General features: G+C 71.5%; 11 protein-coding genes and 1 pseudogene. 11 read left to right on the top strand and 1 reads right to left on the bottom strand.

Going from position 1 to position 14,917, the window contains the following annotated elements:
* The 9 genes and pseudogenes from FCH28_RS34080 to FCH28_RS34040 all read left to right on the top strand — a co-directional run.
* Window positions 1-791, top strand: a pseudogene (locus FCH28_RS34080) (DNA polymerase III subunit gamma and tau); the annotation flags it as partial.
* Window positions 792-1,011: 220 nt separating this feature from the next.
* A complete protein-coding gene (locus FCH28_RS34075; protein WP_136744077.1) occupies window positions 1,012-1,368 on the top strand; it encodes a YbaB/EbfC family nucleoid-associated protein in 357 nt (118 codons plus the stop codon).
* Window positions 1,369-1,447: 79 nt separating this feature from the next.
* Window positions 1,448-2,047, top strand: coding sequence for a recombination mediator RecR (gene recR / locus FCH28_RS34070; RefSeq protein WP_136744076.1), 600 nt, complete (start codon window positions 1,448-1,450; stop codon window positions 2,045-2,047).
* Entirely contained in the window at window positions 2,040-2,702 is a 663-nt protein-coding gene (locus tag FCH28_RS34065; RefSeq protein ID WP_136744075.1) for a DUF5063 domain-containing protein, read from the top strand. Before recR ends, FCH28_RS34065 begins: the two co-directional genes overlap by 8 nt.
* A gap of 318 nt (window positions 2,703-3,020) precedes the next feature.
* Window positions 3,021-4,292, top strand: coding sequence for an aspartate kinase (locus FCH28_RS34060; protein ID WP_136744074.1), 1,272 nt, complete (start codon window positions 3,021-3,023; stop codon window positions 4,290-4,292).
* Complete coding sequence (locus FCH28_RS34055; RefSeq protein ID WP_246103453.1) at window positions 4,289-5,404, top strand: aspartate-semialdehyde dehydrogenase; 1,116 nt, start codon at window positions 4,289-4,291, stop codon at window positions 5,402-5,404. The genes FCH28_RS34060 and FCH28_RS34055 overlap by 4 nt, the downstream gene beginning before the upstream one ends.
* Before the next feature lie 438 nt (window positions 5,405-5,842).
* The gene (locus tag FCH28_RS34050) at window positions 5,843-6,505 is read left to right on the top strand and encodes a SigE family RNA polymerase sigma factor (protein ID WP_136744073.1); all 663 of its coding nucleotides are present in this window, start codon (window positions 5,843-5,845) and stop codon (window positions 6,503-6,505) included.
* A gap of 389 nt (window positions 6,506-6,894) precedes the next feature.
* Window positions 6,895-8,130, top strand: coding sequence for a hypothetical protein (locus tag FCH28_RS34045; protein ID WP_246103451.1), 1,236 nt, complete (start codon window positions 6,895-6,897; stop codon window positions 8,128-8,130).
* Window positions 8,131-8,364: 234 nt separating this feature from the next.
* Window positions 8,365-9,228 (top strand): SURF1 family protein, encoded by an 864-nt coding sequence (locus tag FCH28_RS34040; protein WP_136744072.1) that lies wholly within the window; start codon window positions 8,365-8,367, stop codon window positions 9,226-9,228.
* An 80-nt stretch (window positions 9,229-9,308) separates the two neighbouring features.
* Here FCH28_RS34040 and FCH28_RS34035 read toward each other — a convergent pair whose 3' ends face one another.
* Window positions 9,309-11,252, bottom strand: coding sequence for a S9 family peptidase (locus FCH28_RS34035; protein ID WP_425472058.1), 1,944 nt, complete (start codon window positions 11,250-11,252; stop codon window positions 9,309-9,311).
* A 68-nt stretch (window positions 11,253-11,320) separates the two neighbouring features.
* On the opposite strand from FCH28_RS34035, the gene FCH28_RS34030 reads away from it, so the two are divergent.
* Both FCH28_RS34030 and FCH28_RS34025 read left to right on the top strand, forming a co-directional pair.
* Complete coding sequence (locus tag FCH28_RS34030) at window positions 11,321-12,157, top strand: class I SAM-dependent methyltransferase (protein ID WP_136744071.1); 837 nt, start codon at window positions 11,321-11,323, stop codon at window positions 12,155-12,157.
* A 134-nt stretch (window positions 12,158-12,291) separates the two neighbouring features.
* Window positions 12,292-14,820: a SpoIIE family protein phosphatase gene (locus FCH28_RS34025; protein WP_136744070.1), complete on the top strand. Its 2,529-nt coding sequence runs from the start codon at window positions 12,292-12,294 to the stop codon at window positions 14,818-14,820.
* Window positions 14,821-14,917: the final 97 nt, after the last annotated feature.

Below are 14,917 nucleotides of genomic sequence, written 5' to 3'. Positions count from 1 at the left end.
CGGCCGCTGCCGCCGGGCCGCCCGCCGGCGCGCCCGCGCCCGCACCGCAGCCCCCGGCCGCCCAGCAGCCGCCGGCCGGGGCAGCGCCCGGGATGGCGCAGGGTGCCGCGCAGGTGCGGCAGCTGTGGCCGGAGATCCTGGACGCGGTGAAGGGCCGCCGGCGTTTCACCTGGATCCTGCTGAGTCAGAACGCGCAGGTGTCCGGATTCGACGGCACCACCCTCCAGATCGGCTTCCCCAACGCCGGCGCACGCGACAGCTTCGCCAACGGAGGAAGCGAGGACGTCCTCAAGGACGTACTGGCCGAGAAGTTCCAGCTGCAGTGGCGGGTCGAGGCGATCGTCGACCCGTCGGGCGGCGCCAATCCGCCGGCCGGCGGCGCTCCCCGCAGCGGCGGTGGCGGCTTCGGCGGCGGGGGCGGTGGCTTCGGCGGCGGGGCGCCCGCCGCGCCGCAGCAGTCCGCGCCTCAGCAGCCGCCCCGGCAGAGCGCGCCGGCGCCCGAGAGCGGCGGCCAGTACGGCCAGGGCGGCGGGCAGAGCGGCGGAGGGGCCGCCGGCGGCAGCCAGGGCGCGCGGATGGCGCGGGAGGCCGTCGCCCCGTCGGCATCCGGGGGTGGGCAAAGCGCTGCCGCCGCGGAGCCGTCGTACACCCCGGAGCCCCCGCCGATGTCGATCGAGTACGACATGCCGGCCGAGGACGACCCCGATCTCGTCGACTCCGCGCTCAGCGGCCACGACCTGATCGTCCGCGAGCTCGGCGCGACGGTGGTGGAGGAGTACAACAACGAGTGAGGGGGCAGGGCGGTGAGGAGCCCGGGAGCAGGGGGGACGCAGTGGCGCGTGAGGGGCATATGCGCGGGATGCGGACGGGACCGGACGGGCCGGGAGACGGGCCGTATCGCGGTCTCCGGCGTACATCCGTGCTCCTCCCTACGGCGTAGGGCGCGCCGCCCGGGAAGCACGTAGGCTCGGGCTACCGCACCAATCGTTGTCGTATGGCAGGAGTCACGTCGTGATCCCCGGTGGTCAGCCCAATATGCAGCAGCTGCTTCAGCAGGCCCAGAAGATGCAGCAGGACCTCGCGGCCGCCCAGCAGGAGCTTGCGGAGACGCCCGTCGAGGGTTCCGCGGGCGGCGGTCTGGTCAAGGCGACGGTGACCGGCTCCGGTGAGCTTCAGGGCCTGGTCATCGACCCCAAGGCGGTGGACGCCGAGGCCGGTTCCGCGGAGGAGATCGCCGAGACCGTCGCCGATCTCGTCCTGGCGGCCGTCCGCGACGCGAACGCCAGCGCCCAGAAGCTCCAGCACCAGAAGCTCGGTCCGCTCGCCCAGGGGCTGGGCGGCGGCGGAATCCCCGGTCTCCCCTTCTGAGGCTCGCCTCCCAAGGCTCCCTTTCTCAGGAGTAGCCAACTAGCGTACGCATCACGGCAGAAGAGAGAGAAGACGTTCCGTGTATGAAGGCGTGGTCCAGGACCTGATCGACGAGCTGGGCAGGCTGCCCGGCGTCGGTCCCAAGAGCGCGCAGCGGATCGCCTTCCACATTCTTCAGGCCGAGCCGACCGATGTCCGCCGGCTCGCGAACGCGCTGATGGAGGTCAAGGCGAAGGTCCGGTTCTGCGCCGTGTGCGGCAATGTCGCGCAGGAGGAGCAGTGCCGGGTCTGCCTGGACCCGCGCCGTGATCCGGCGGTCATCTGTGTCGTGGAGGAGCCCAAGGACGTCGTGGCGATCGAGCGGACGCGGGAGTTCCGCGGCCGCTACCACGTCCTCGGCGGGGCGATCAGCCCGATCGAGGGCGTCGGCCCCGATGATCTGCGGATACGGGAACTGCTGGCCAGGCTCGCGGACGGCACCGTCACCGAGCTGATCCTGGCCACCGACCCGAATCTGGAGGGCGAGGCCACGGCCACGTACCTCGCCCGCATGATCAAACCCATGGGGCTGAAAGTGACGCGACTGGCCAGCGGACTGCCGGTCGGAGGCGATCTGGAGTACGCAGACGAGGTCACGCTCGGGCGGGCCTTCGAAGGGAGGAGACTTCTCGATGTCTGATGCCACGCTGCACAACGCGACGCAGAACCCGGACGACTTCGCCGTTTCGATCTCCGACTCGGTCGAGAGTTTCATCGTCGCGGTGACGGAGGTCGCCAAGGGCGACGAGCCGGACAGCGCGGTGCCGTTCCTGCTGCTGGAGATCTCCCAGCTGCTGCTCACCGGCGGCCGCCTGGGCGCCCATGAGGACATCGTTCCCGACGAGCGCTACGAGCCGGACACCGGCCCGGAGCCGGACGTCGACGAGCTGCGGGAGCGCTTCGCCGTCCTGCTCGACCCGGTGGACGTGTACTCCGAGGTCTTCGACCCGTATGTGCCGCGCAGCGAGCCGGTCCCCTGCCGGATCTCCGACGACCTCGCCGACATCATCACCGACCTGCGGCACGGGCTGGCGCACTACCGCGCGGGCCGGGTCAGCGAGGCCCTGTGGTGGTGGCAGTTCTCGTATCTCTCCAACTGGGGACCGACCGCCTCGGCCGCCCTGCGCGCGCTGCAGTCGCTGGTCGCCCACGTACGCCTAGACCAGCCGCTGGACGAGCTGGACGGCCTGGACACGGACTCCGACGCCGGCGGCGACGAGGACCGGCTGGCCGAGGAGGCAGGCAAGGTCATGGCGGCGGAGATCGCCGGGCCGCTGGGGCTGCGCGGGGTGTGACCGGCGGGTCCGAGGGGCGCCCGGCGTGCGCCGTGGCGCCTGCCGGGCCGGGTCCGGAATGTTTCCCGCACATGTGACCTGGGTTACCTTCCCGTGTGCGCGGCCTGGGAGCGGGCAGGTGCCTCGCCGAGCAGGCGCGACGATGCGCCACGCGGAGCCACCTCCCCCCGGAAAGTGATCACAGAGTGAGTTTTCTGTCTCACGATGCGGTATATACGGGGTGGATTCCGCTCGCTCGTTAGACTGAGCCGACCGCAGTACCCCCATGTCCGGGGGTCCGGGAGGAAACTCCCGAAGAGACAGTTGCGAGGAGCGCACGTGGGCCTTGTCGTGCAGAAGTACGGCGGCTCATCCGTTGCGGATGCCGAGGGCATCAAGCGCGTTGCCAAGCGAGTCGTCGAGGCCAAGAAGAACGGCAACCAGGTTGTCGTGGTGGTTTCGGCGATGGGCGACACGACGGACGAGCTGATCGATCTCGCTCAGGAAGTGTCCCCGATTCCGTCGGGGCGCGAGTTCGACATGCTGCTGACCGCCGGAGAGCGGATCTCCATGGCCCTGCTGGCGATGGCGATCAAAAACCTCGGCCACGAGGCGCAGTCCTTCACCGGCAGCCAGGCCGGCGTCATCACCGACTCCGTGCACAACAAGGCACGGATCATCGATGTCACGCCGGGCCGCATCAAGAGTTCGGTCGACGAGGGCAACATCGCCATCGTCGCCGGCTTCCAGGGTGTGTCCCAGGACAAGAAGGACATCACCACGCTGGGGCGGGGTGGTTCCGACACCACCGCCGTGGCGCTGGCGGCCGCGCTGGACGCCGAGGTCTGTGAGATCTACACCGATGTGGACGGTGTCTTCACCGCCGACCCCCGGGTCGTGAAGAAGGCCCGGAAGATCGACTGGATCTCCTTCGAGGACATGCTGGAGCTGGCCAGCTCCGGTTCCAAGGTGCTGCTGCACCGCTGCGTCGAGTACGCACGCCGTTACAACATCCCGATCCACGTCCGCTCCTCGTTCTCGGGGCTCAAGGGCACGTGGGTCAGCAACGAACCGCAAGGGGACCAGCCGATGGAGCAGGCAATCATCTCGGGCGTCGCGCACGACACCTCCGAGGCGAAGGTCACGGTCGTCGGAGTTCCGGACAAGCCGGGCGAGGCCGCGCGGATCTTCCGTGCCATCGCGGACTCCGACGTCAACATCGACATGGTCGTCCAGAACGTGTCGGCCGCCTCGACCGGCCTGACCGACATCTCCTTCACGCTGCCGAAGGACGAGGGCCGCAAGGCCGTCGCGGCGCTGGAGCGGACCCGTGCGGCGGTCGGCTTCGACTCGCTCCGCTACGACGACCAGATCGCCAAGATCTCGCTGGTCGGCGCGGGGATGAAGACCAACCCGGGCGTCACCGCGACGTTCTTCGAGGCGCTGTCGAACGCCGGCGTGAACATCGAGCTCATCTCGACCTCCGAGATCCGCATCTCGGTCGTCACCCGCGCCGATGACGTCAAGGAAGCCGTACAGGCCGTGCACAGCGCCTTCGGTCTCGACACCGAGAGTGACGAGGCCGTGGTCTATGGCGGCACCGGTCGATGATTCCGGCCGAGGCGGGCCGTCCGTCCCACGGTGTGACCGTGGCGGCGGACGCCCGTACGGCCCGTAAGCCGCATCTCGCCGTCGTCGGCGCCACCGGCGCCGTCGGCACGGTCCTGCTCGGCATCCTGTCCGCGCGGGCCGACATCTGGGGCGAGATCCGGCTGATCGCCTCTCCCCGCTCGGCCGGCCGCAAGCTGACCGTACGGGGCGAGGAGGTCGAGGTCGTCGCGCTGAGCGAGGACGCCTTCGACGGCATCGACGTCGCGATGTTCGACGTCCCGGACGAGGTCGCCGCGCAGTGGGCGCCGGTCGCCGTGTCCAAGGGCGCGGTGGTCGTGGACAACTCCGGCGCGTTCCGGATGGACCCGGACGTGCCCCTCGTCGTTCCCGAGGTCAATGCGCACGCGGCACGGGTGCGCCCCCGCGGGATCATCGCCAACCCGAACTGCACCACCCTCTCCATGATCGTCGCGCTGGGCGCGCTGCATGCCGAGTACGGGCTGAGCGAGCTGATCGTCTCCTCGTACCAGGCCGTCTCGGGCGCGGGGCAGGCCGGCGTCGACACCCTGCGGGAGCAGCTCTCGGCGATATCCGGCACGGAGCTGGGCACCACGCCCGGCGATGTGCGGCGGGCGGTCGGCGACACGCTCGGGCCGTTCCCGGCGCCGATCGCGCTCAATGTCGTGCCGTGGGCCGGCTCACTCCGGGAGGACGGCTGGTCCTCCGAAGAGCTCAAGATCCGTAACGAGTCCCGCAAGATCCTCGGGCTGCCGGACCTGCGGGTCACCGCGACCTGCGTCCGAGTGCCGGTGATCACCACCCACTCCCTCGCCGTGCACGCGCGGTTCGAGAACGAGGTCACGGTCGCCGGCGCGCACGAGATCCTGGCCTCCGCCCCGGGCGTCGTCGTCAGCGACGATCCGGCCGAGGGCGAATTCCCCACGCCGTCCGATGTGGCCGGGACGGATCCGACCTGGGTCGGGCGGGTCCGGCGGTCGCTGGACGATCCGCGGGCGCTGGAGCTGTTCGTGTGCGGGGACAATCTGCGCAAGGGGGCGGCTCTGAACACGGCGCAGATCGGGGAGTTGGTCGCGGCGGAATCGGTCCGATAGCGGCGGGCCCCGGGGGAGGGGCCGGGCGTCCGCGAGTTGGGGACTGAACGGCGGGTCGGGGACCGGATCGTGAGTCGCGGGTTGGCGGGATTGGCCGTCGCGGGGTGGGCCGCCTGGGGGATACTTTGTGGGTCGTGTGAAGATCCTGTGAGTGAATTACCGGCTCGGAACACTTGATCTGGGCTGACGGTCTGTTCGACCATTCGCTCCCCGCCACACCGCAACCGGCAGTTGGGCGGGGAGCGTCTTTGTGGCCGCCCCTCGTGGGCGACCCGGAGGCGTGCGCCGTTCACCCGGGGATCCTCGGAGGGCGGGGCGAATGCGTCGGGGTAAATGGTGCATTGGGGAAGAGCTGGTACGCATGAGGGCATTTGACGCGCCGTCAAAAGCGGTGCCTTGCGCGTACAACCCTTACAGGGGGAAGCGTGTCCAACAAGCGTGGCAGACGTACTCGGTTTCACCCTCGCCCCAGGGGGGACAGCAGGCGCGGCAGTGCGCCCGCCACGCCCCCGTGCGTCCGGGGGCATGCCAGTGATCGCCCCCTGGACCACCACGCACCCCTCGCAGATTCCTTCTCAGCGCGGGGACACTGACGACGCGATGGCAGCGGGCACCACAGTCGACCACCTCACCGAGACCTACCGCGCGCACTACCGCTCCCTGCTCGGCCTCGCCGCGCTCCTCCTCGACGACACCGCCTCCTGCGAGGACGTCGTCCAGGAGGCCTTCATCCGGGTGCACTCCGCGCGCGGGCGGGTCCGCGACCCCGAGAAGACCCTCGCCTACCTGCGGCAGACCGTGGTCAACCTCTCGCGCTCCGCGCTGCGCCGCCGCATCCTCGGGCTGAAGCTGCTCTCCAAGCCGATGCCCGACATGGCGAGCGCCGAGGAAGGCGCGTACGACCTGCTGGAGCGGGACCAGTTGATCCAGGCGATGCGCGGACTGCAGCGGCGCCAGCGCGAGGTGCTGGTGCTGCGCTACTTCGCCGACATGACGGAGGCGCAGGTCGCCGAGACGCTGGGGATATCGCTCGGGTCGGTCAAGGCGTACGGCTCACGGGGCATAGCGGCGCTCCGCGTCGCGATGGAGGCTCCGGCATGAGTGGCAAGAGGTCGGGGTCTTTCGGGACGTTCGGGTCGTTCGGGTCGTTCGGGTCTCACGGGGCGGGGGGATCTGGCGGTTCGTGTGGTTCATCCGGCTCATCCGGCTCATCCGGCTCGTCTGGCTCGTCCGGCTCATTCGGCGTCTACGACCCGCGTGATCCGTTCCGGCGGAGCGATTCGTTCGCGCCACGGGGTGGTCGGAGGGCTGCGGGGGCCGGTGGTTCCCGTGGGGCCCTCGGGGGCCCTGGGGATGCGCGTGGGTTGTATCTGGTCCGTGAGGCGCAGGAGCCGGGAGCTGGCGCTGGAGCGGGCGTAGGGGCGGGCTCGGGGCCGGACTTGGGGTCGGGCCAGGGAGGCGATGAACCCGAGAGCCGTCGGCGGCTTTCCGTGCTGGGCACTGAGGCCGACGGCGGTGTCGACGCCGGCGCCGCCGTGGAAGACATCGCCGCCCTTGAAGACATCGACTCCGTCGAAGGCATCGACGAGGGCGCTGAGGGCGCGGTCCAGGGTGCCGGCGGGTCCGGGGACGGTCGCGGCGCCGACGGCGGAGGTTCCGGCTTCGGCGGTCGCTCGGGCGACGGCTTCGGCCTGGGCGGCGGTCTCGGAGGCGGCCTCGGCGGCGAGGACGAGCTGCGGCGGCTGCTGCACTCCCGCGTCGGCGACCTCGAACCCGCGCCGGACGCCCTGGAGCAGCTGCGCCGCGCGGTGCCCGCCCGGCGTCAGCGCCGTCGGCATGTCGTCGTGGGCGCGGCCGCCGCGCTGCTGCTCGGCGGCACGTCGATCCCCGCCATGGTCCACGTGGTCAGTCTCGGCGAAGGGTCCGAGGACCGGCCCGCCAACGCCGCCAGCAGCCAGCGCGCCGAGGGCGGCGCCGGGGGCCAGCACGGCGAGGGCACGGAGCATGCCCGCCCGGAGCCGACCGGCGAGGGCGGCCACAAGCCGGGCTCGGGCCTGCCCGCGGGCAACGGCCAGGCGACGTCGAAGGACGGCGCCAGCCGGGGCGCGGGCGTCGGCACCCCGGCCCCGGACGAGACGATGGAGGTCACCTCGCCGGTCTGCGGACGCGAACAGCTCGGCCAGGGCTCCGGCTCGGTACGTCCGGCGGACTCCGAGGGACGCGTCTACGGCGCCTTCCGGGTGGTCAACACCTCCACCACGGCCTGCTCGGTCCAGGGCGGCGGCACCGTCGGGCTGGTCGCGCAGGGCACCACCAGCCCCGACCGCATTCATGTCGTCGACCACACGTCGGGCGATGCCGCCACCGGTCTGCCCGACCCGGCCGGCGTCCCTGACCAGCTGGTTCTCCAGCCGGGCGAGGCGTATGAGGTCAAGTTCGCCTGGATCCCGGAATCCGGCGGCGGCACCACCGGATGCGCCAACCCGGGGACCACGCCGACCCCCGCCCCCTCGCAGACGCCGGCGGATTCCCCGGACAGCGGGTCGACGACGGGCGACGGCGGCCAGGCGGGCGGCGACGACGGCGCCGGCGACGGCGGGTCGACGTCCAGCGGCGTAGTTCTGACCCATACGCCGGAGGCCGGTGAGCCCACGGCGGCCGACACCAAGATCGCGGACGCCTGCGCGGGCACGGTGTACCGCACGGAAGCCCTGGCGACCGGTTGACGGCGGGCCGTGATGGCCGGCCTTGGTGGTGGGCGCTGATCATGGGTCGTGGTGTGGGCTGTGGTCGTGGTGTGGGCTGTGATGGTGGGCGGCGACCGCGGGCCGTGGTTGCGGGCCGTGATGATGGGTTCAGCGACCGAGGGCCTTGATGGTGGGCCGTGATGGTGGGTTTTGGTGACGGGCCGGGTAGGGGCCGGTGCCGCCCCGCCGTACCCGCCCCGTACCGTTGACGGGGTGTACCGGTTCCTGCTGACCCCGCGGTGGTGGGGGATCAACGTCTTCGCCGTGCTGGCGATCCCCTTCTGCATCTTCATGGGCAGCTGGCAGCTGGGCCGCTTCGAGGAGCGCGTCGACACGCACGCCCAGCAGGAGGACCGTTCCGCCCGGGCCAAGGCCGCGGCCGCCCGCCCGCTCGACAGCCTGCTGCCGGTCGACAAGGTCACCTCCGGCCGCCAGGCCAGCGCCCGCGGGCACTACGACACCGGCCACCAGCTCCTCGTACCGGGCCGCGGCCTGGACGACAAGCAGGGCCGGAAGCAGGGCTTCTACGTCCTGACCCTGCTGCGTACGGAAAGCGGCAAGGCCCTCCCGGTCGTACGGGGCTGGCTGCCCGGCGACGCCAACGCGAAGGCCGATACGGCGAAGGTGCCCGCGCCGCCGAAGGGCGAGGTCGCCGTCAGCGGGGCGCTGCAGGCGTCCGAGAACCAGGGCACCGACGGCGTGCAGGCCGCCGGTGGGCTGCCGAAGGGGCAGCTCGGCATGATCAGTGCGGCCTCGCTGGTCAACATCGTGCCGTACGAGGTCTACGACGCGTGGATCACGCTCGCCGACACCCAGTCCCCGCTGCGCCCCGTCCCGCCGGCCGCCGCGGAGGGCAGCGGGCTCGACCTGAAGGCGTTCCAGAACCTCGGCTACACCGGCGAGTGGTTCGTCTTCGCGGGCTTCGTCGTCTTCATGTGGTTCCGCCTCTTCCGCCGCGAGTCCGAGGCGGCGAAGGACGCTGCGCTGGGGATCACGGTGGAGGGCGCGGGGGCCGGGGGCGGGGCGGGGGATGTGGACGCGGGCGCGGGCGAGAGCCAGCCGACGTCCCGCGCCTGAGCCCTACGCTCCCGGGGGGCCTCCCCCCGCCCCCCCGCCCCCGCTCCCCCCGCTCCCCCCCGGCCCCTCCCCCTACGGCGTCACCCGTTCAGTTCAGACGGCGTATTCGGCTCAGACAGCCCAGACAGCCCAGCCGCCCCAGCCATCTCGCCCTCCCCCGCAGGCCCCGCCACATGGCGGCGGGCGAAGTCCAGCTCCAGGCGTACCTGCTTGATGCGTTCCTCCACCACCAAGGAGCCGTGGCCGGCGTCGTAGCGGTAGACCTCGTGGGGGTGGGCGCGGCCTTCCAGGCGTTGGACGTAGTTCTCCACCTGCTGGATCGGGCAGCGCGGGTCGTTGACGCCGGCGGAGATGTACACGGGGGCCTTTACCGCGTCCACGTAGGTCAGGGGGGAGGACGCCTCGAAGCGTTCGGGGACTTCCTCCGGTGTGCCGCCCAGGAGCGTGCGGTCCATGGCCTTGAGGGCTTCCATCTCGTCGTTGTACGCGGTGACGTAGTCCGCCACGGGGACAGCGGCGAGGCCGAGCGCCCAGGCGTCCGGCTGGGTGCCGAGGCCCAGCAGGGTCAGATAGCCACCCCAGGAGCCGCCCGCCAGCACCAGGCGGTCCGGATCCGCCAGCCCGGAGGAGACCGCCCACTCACGCACCGCGGCGATGTCCTCCAGTTCGATCAGGCCGACGCGGTGCTTGAGCGCGTCGGTCCAGGCCCGGCCGTAGCCGGTCGAGCCGCGGTAGTTGACGCGGACGACCGCGAAGCCGTGGTCCACCCAGGCCGCCGGGGAGGAGGCGAAGGCGTCGCTGTCGTGCCAGGTGGGGCCGCCGTGGATGTCGAAGACGGTGGGGAAGGGGCCGGTGCCGGCAGGCTGCTGGACCAGGGCGTGGATGCGGCCGCCGGGGCCCTCCACCCAGGCGTCCGTCACCGGGACCGAACCGGGGGCCTTCATCCCGGGTGGGTCGAGGACCACCTTGCCGGTCGTGGAACGGACCTCGGGCGGCTGTGCCGCCGATGACCAGAGGTATTCCACGGTGCCGTCCGGACGGGCCGTCGCGCCCGAGACCGTGCCGGTCGGGGTCTGCACCCGGGTGAGGGGATGGCCGGGGGCCGTGGCCGTGTCGCCTTCGAGGCCCGGCTCGGCCAGGTCGTAGCGCCACAGTTCGCTTCGTGCCTGGTACTCGTGCTCGATGAGGAGCGCCGAGCCGTCCGGGTACCAGTCCGCGCCGACGTCGCCGGGCAGATCGATCGCCAGGGGCGTCTCCAGGCCCGTCAGCGGATTCCAGATCATCGGCTCCCAGCGGCCCCGCCGCTGGTGACCGACCAGGAGGCGGGCGTCGCCGTCCACCGGAGCGAAGCCCATCACCGACAGGCCCAGTTCCTCGGTGCCGCCCTTGGTGTCGTCCAGCTCGGCGACCGTCGAGCCGTCGGGCCGCACCACGCGGATCGCGGAGTGCATCGCGTCGCCGTGCTCGGTGTGCTCGATCGCGATCAGCGAGCCGTCGTGGGAGAGATCGCCGACGCCTGCCGATTCCCGGTGGCGGTAGATCTCGACCGCCGGCTGCCCGGGGGATACGACGTGGACCGTCGAGCCCTCGTCGTCGGTGGAGCGCCCGATGACCGCCGTGCCGTCCCGGCCGATCGCCAGCCCGCCCGGGTAGGAGGCGGCCAGCCCCGGGGCGGCCGGCTCATCCGGGCCGCCCGCGAACGGCTGCCGCATCCAGACGCCGAACTCGTCGCCGTCCGTGTCCGAGAACCACCAGATCCACTCGCCGTCCGGTGACAGCGTCCCGTCCGTCGTGCCGTGCGGCCGGTCCGTGGCCTGCCGCTGGCTGCCGCTCGCCCGGTCCCATGCGTAGAGCTCGAAGGTGCCGGTGGCGTTGGAGACGAACAGGGAGCGGTCCGGGGCGTGCTCCGCCCAGTCCGGCAGGCCGATCCGCGGTGCGCGGAACCTCTTCTCCCAGTCCGGCATGTCGGTGGAGGGAACGGATGAGGACGGGGTGTGGTCGGCGGCTGGCGTCTCGTGAGTCATGGGCCCATTCTCCGCCCGGCGCCGGAATTGCGTTGGCGGGGTTGTCAGCCTGTGGATAACTTCGCGATATGCGAAGACACACGGGTCCCGACGACTGGCGGGAGACGAATCGTGCGAGGTGGGACGAGCGGGTCGCTATCCACACCGCGAGCGATTATTACGACCAGGAGCGGTTCCGGCGGGAGCGGGATGTGCTCCGTGACTTCGAGATCGCGGAGGTCGGCGATGTCACCGGCCGCACTCTCCTCCACCTCCAGTGTCACTTCGGCCAGGACACTCTGTCCTGGGCGCATCGCGGCGCGGCCCACGTCGTCGGCCTGGATTTCTCGGAACCGGCCATCGAGGCGGCCCGCGACATGGCCGCCGAGCTCGGCTACGGTCCGGAGCGCGCGTCGTTCGTGGCGGCCGATGTCTATGACGCCGCGGAGGCCGTCCCGGACTCTTCGTACGACATCGTCTACACCGGCATCGGCGCCCTGAACTGGCTCCCGGACCTGGTCCGCTGGGCCGAGACCGTCGCCTCCCTCGTCGCTCCCGGCGGATTCCTCTATCTCGCCGAGTTCCATCCGCTGTGCGACGCGCTGGACGACGAGACCGGGTCGCGTATCGCGCACGACTACTTCAGCCGTGAGGCGTGGGTCGACGAAACCCCGGGCACCTATACGGATTTGGACGCGCCGACCGTCAACAACCGCAGCGTCGAATGGCAGCACTCGCTGGGCGACGTGGTCTCCGCCCTGGCCGGTGCCGGGCTGCGTATCGACTTCCTGCACGAGCACGACATGACGATGTTCCAGCGCTTCGGTGCGCTGCGGCGTGGCGACGACGGCTACTACCGGCTGCCCGGCGACCGCCCGCGCATCCCCCTCATGTACTCCCTCAAGGCGACCCGGCCCGCCAGCTGACACGCCGACACGGCGGACGCCCCATGGGCCGCGTAAGTGCTGAACCGCCTATGCGCGACCACAATGGGAAAATTAGGAACAGATAGGAAAGAGCAGAGACGTAGAGTCCGTAGTCGGCAGGGACGGAAGCTGGCATGGCAAAGCTCCAGGGGAACGGCCACATCGGACAGCAGGCGTCGCTCAACCTGGCCGATGCCGCGATCGTTCTGCTCGACGTGCACGGGTTCGTCGAGAGCTGGTCCCCGGGCGCCGAGCGGCTGCTCGGCCACAAGGGCGCGGATGTGGTCGGCCAGGCGGTGCCGGTGCTGCTGGCGCCGGGTGACGCGGCGCGGGTGACGGCGCTCGCCGAGGAGGCCCGGGTGCGCGGCAGCTGGGGCGGTCTGCTCACGGCGCGGCACGCCTGCGGCGACCAGATCGGCATCGAGGCGCAGGTCGTCCCGGTGACGGACAGCGAGGAGCGGGCGCACTGGCTGGTTCTGGCGGTCGAGGCGTCGCCTCTCCAGGGGTGGCAGATCAGCCGCGCCGTACTGGAGCGGATGGTGACGCAGACGCCCGTCGGCATGGCCGTCGTCGACACCGACCTGCGGTTCGTGTGGTCGAACGCCGCGCTGGAACGGTTCGGCGGCGGGCCCGCGCAGCGCCGTATCGGGCGGCGGCTGGGCGAGATCCAGCCCGGCCTGGACGCGGAGTCGCTCGAAACGCAGATGCGGCGGGTCCTGGAGAGCGGCGAGCCGCTGATCGGTTACGAGCATGTCGGCAGGCCCCGCTCCGACCCGCACCGGCAGCACGCCCATTCGATGTCGTTCGTCCGCCTGGACGACGCGAACGGGCAGCCCATCGGCGTGTGTTACACGGTCATCGACATCACCGAGCGCTACCAGAACCGGCAGCGGCTGACCCTGCTGGACCGGGCGAGCGAGTACATCGGCCGCACGCTGGACGTCATGCAGACCGCCCAGGACCTGGCGGACGTGGCGGTCCCGCACCTCGCGGACTTCGTCGCCGTCGACCTCCTGGACTCGGTGATCCGGGGCGGCGAGCCGCTTCCCGGGCCGCTCAGCGACGCGGACATGGTCCTGCTGCGCCGCGGCGGGCAGCAGTCCCTCCGGGAGGGCGTCCCGGAATCGGTGGTCGAGATCGGGGACATGGCCACCTATCACGCCTGGTCGCCGCCGATTCGCTGTCTGGCCGGCGGCGGCTCGTGGCGCACCGAGCGGCTGGATCCGCTCACCCCGGAGTGGGCCGCCAACATCCCGGGGGACCGGCATGCGCGGTTCCTCGATCTCGGGCTGCACACCGCGATGGTGGTGCCGATCCGCGCGCGCGGCACGACCATGGGGGTGACCACCTTCTTCCGCAGCGTGCATGACGAGTCGTTCAGTGAGAGCGATCTCCGGCTCGCGGAGGAGTTCGTCGCCCGGGCGGCGGTGTGTATGGACAACGCCCGCCGCTACACCCGCGAGCGGGGGGCGGCCCTCGCCCTGCAGCGCAGTCTGCTGCCGCACGAAGTTCCCCAGCAGGACGCCGTGTACGTGGCCTCCTCGTACCGGCCGGCCGATGCGCTGGCGGACGCGGGCGGCGACTGGTTCGACGTCATCGCGCTGTCCGGAGCCAGGGTCGCCCTGGTGGTGGGCGATGTGACGGGCCATGGCATCGACGCCGTCGCCACCATGGGACGGCTGCGGACCGCGGTCCAGACCCTCGCCGCGCTGGACCTCCGTCCCGAGGAACTCCTCGGCCACTTGGACGACCTGGTCAGCCGGGTGTCGGACGAGGCGGCCACGGCCGCGAGCAGCGCCGCCGCGTCCGGGGTCGCCGCGCCGCCGGCCCTCCACCCGCCGAGCGGCGACACCGCGGCGCGCGGGACCAGCTGCCTGTACGCGGTGTACGACCCGCTCAGCCGCTGCTGCACCATGGCCAGCGCCGGGCATCCGGCGCCCGCCGTCCTCGACCCCGACGGCCGGGTCCACTTCGCCGATCTGCCCATCGGGCCGCGGCTCGGCGTCGGCGGACTCCCCTTCGAGGCGGTCGAATCGGTGGTGCCCGAGGGCAGCGTCCTCGCGCTCTATACGGATGGCCTGCTCACCGGACGCGTCCCGGGGAAGGCCGGGGACACCGGGGAGCAGCGGCTGTGCCGCGCCCTCGAAACGCCGGCCCTGTCGCTCGACGCGCTGTGCGAGACCGTGATCGAGCGTCTGGTGCCCGCGCGGCCCTTCGACGACGTCACGCTGCTGCTGGCCGCGACCCGGAGCCTGGACACGGACCGTTTCGCCTCCTGGGAGCTGCCCGCCGACCCGGCGGTGGTCGCCCAGGCCCGCGAGATGGCGGCGCGGCAACTGACCGGCTGGGGCCTGGACGACCTGGTCTTCACCACGGAACTCGTCGTCAGCGAACTGGTCACCAACGCGATCCGCTACGGCTCCGGGCCGATCCGGCTGCGCCTCATCCTGGGGCACACCCTGACCTGCGAAGTCTGCGACGGCAGCAGTACCTCGCCGTATCTGCGGCATCCCCGCGCGACCGACGAGGGCGGCCGGGGACTGTTCCTGATCTCGCAGTTCACGCACCGCTGGGGCACCCGCTACACCACCGACGGCAAGATCATCTGGACCGAGCAGTTGCTCGGCGCGAACGATCCGGACGTGGCGGGACTTTTGGTCTGACACCGGTCCGGCGGCCACCGGCGGGGGCGCGTACCCACCATCTGCCATGAGTACACTCGCCCACCATGTGTGAGGCCAGCTTGAAAAGAAATCACCA

Origin of the sequence: Streptomyces piniterrae, from assembly GCF_005048155.1 — a bacterium.
Lineage (GTDB): Bacteria > Actinomycetota > Actinomycetes > Streptomycetales > Streptomycetaceae > Streptomyces > Streptomyces piniterrae.
The sequence above is the reverse complement of the archived record's forward strand: the minus strand, read 5'-3'. Positions and strand labels throughout refer to the sequence as shown.

Excerpts from the sequence above, each read along its gene's own strand:
- FCH28_RS34065 (WP_136744075.1), top strand. The coding sequence starts at position 2,040 with ATGTCTGATGCCACGCTGCACAACGCGACGCAGAACCCGGACGACTTC.
- FCH28_RS34055 (WP_246103453.1), top strand. The coding sequence starts at position 4,289 with ATGATTCCGGCCGAGGCGGGCCGTCCGTCCCACGGTGTGACCGTGGCG.
- FCH28_RS34035 (WP_425472058.1), bottom strand. The coding sequence starts at position 11,252 with ATGACTCACGAGACGCCAGCCGCCGACCACACCCCGTCCTCATCCGTT.
- FCH28_RS34030 (WP_136744071.1), top strand. The coding sequence starts at position 11,321 with ATGCGAAGACACACGGGTCCCGACGACTGGCGGGAGACGAATCGTGCG.
- FCH28_RS34025 (WP_136744070.1), top strand. The coding sequence starts at position 12,292 with ATGGCAAAGCTCCAGGGGAACGGCCACATCGGACAGCAGGCGTCGCTC.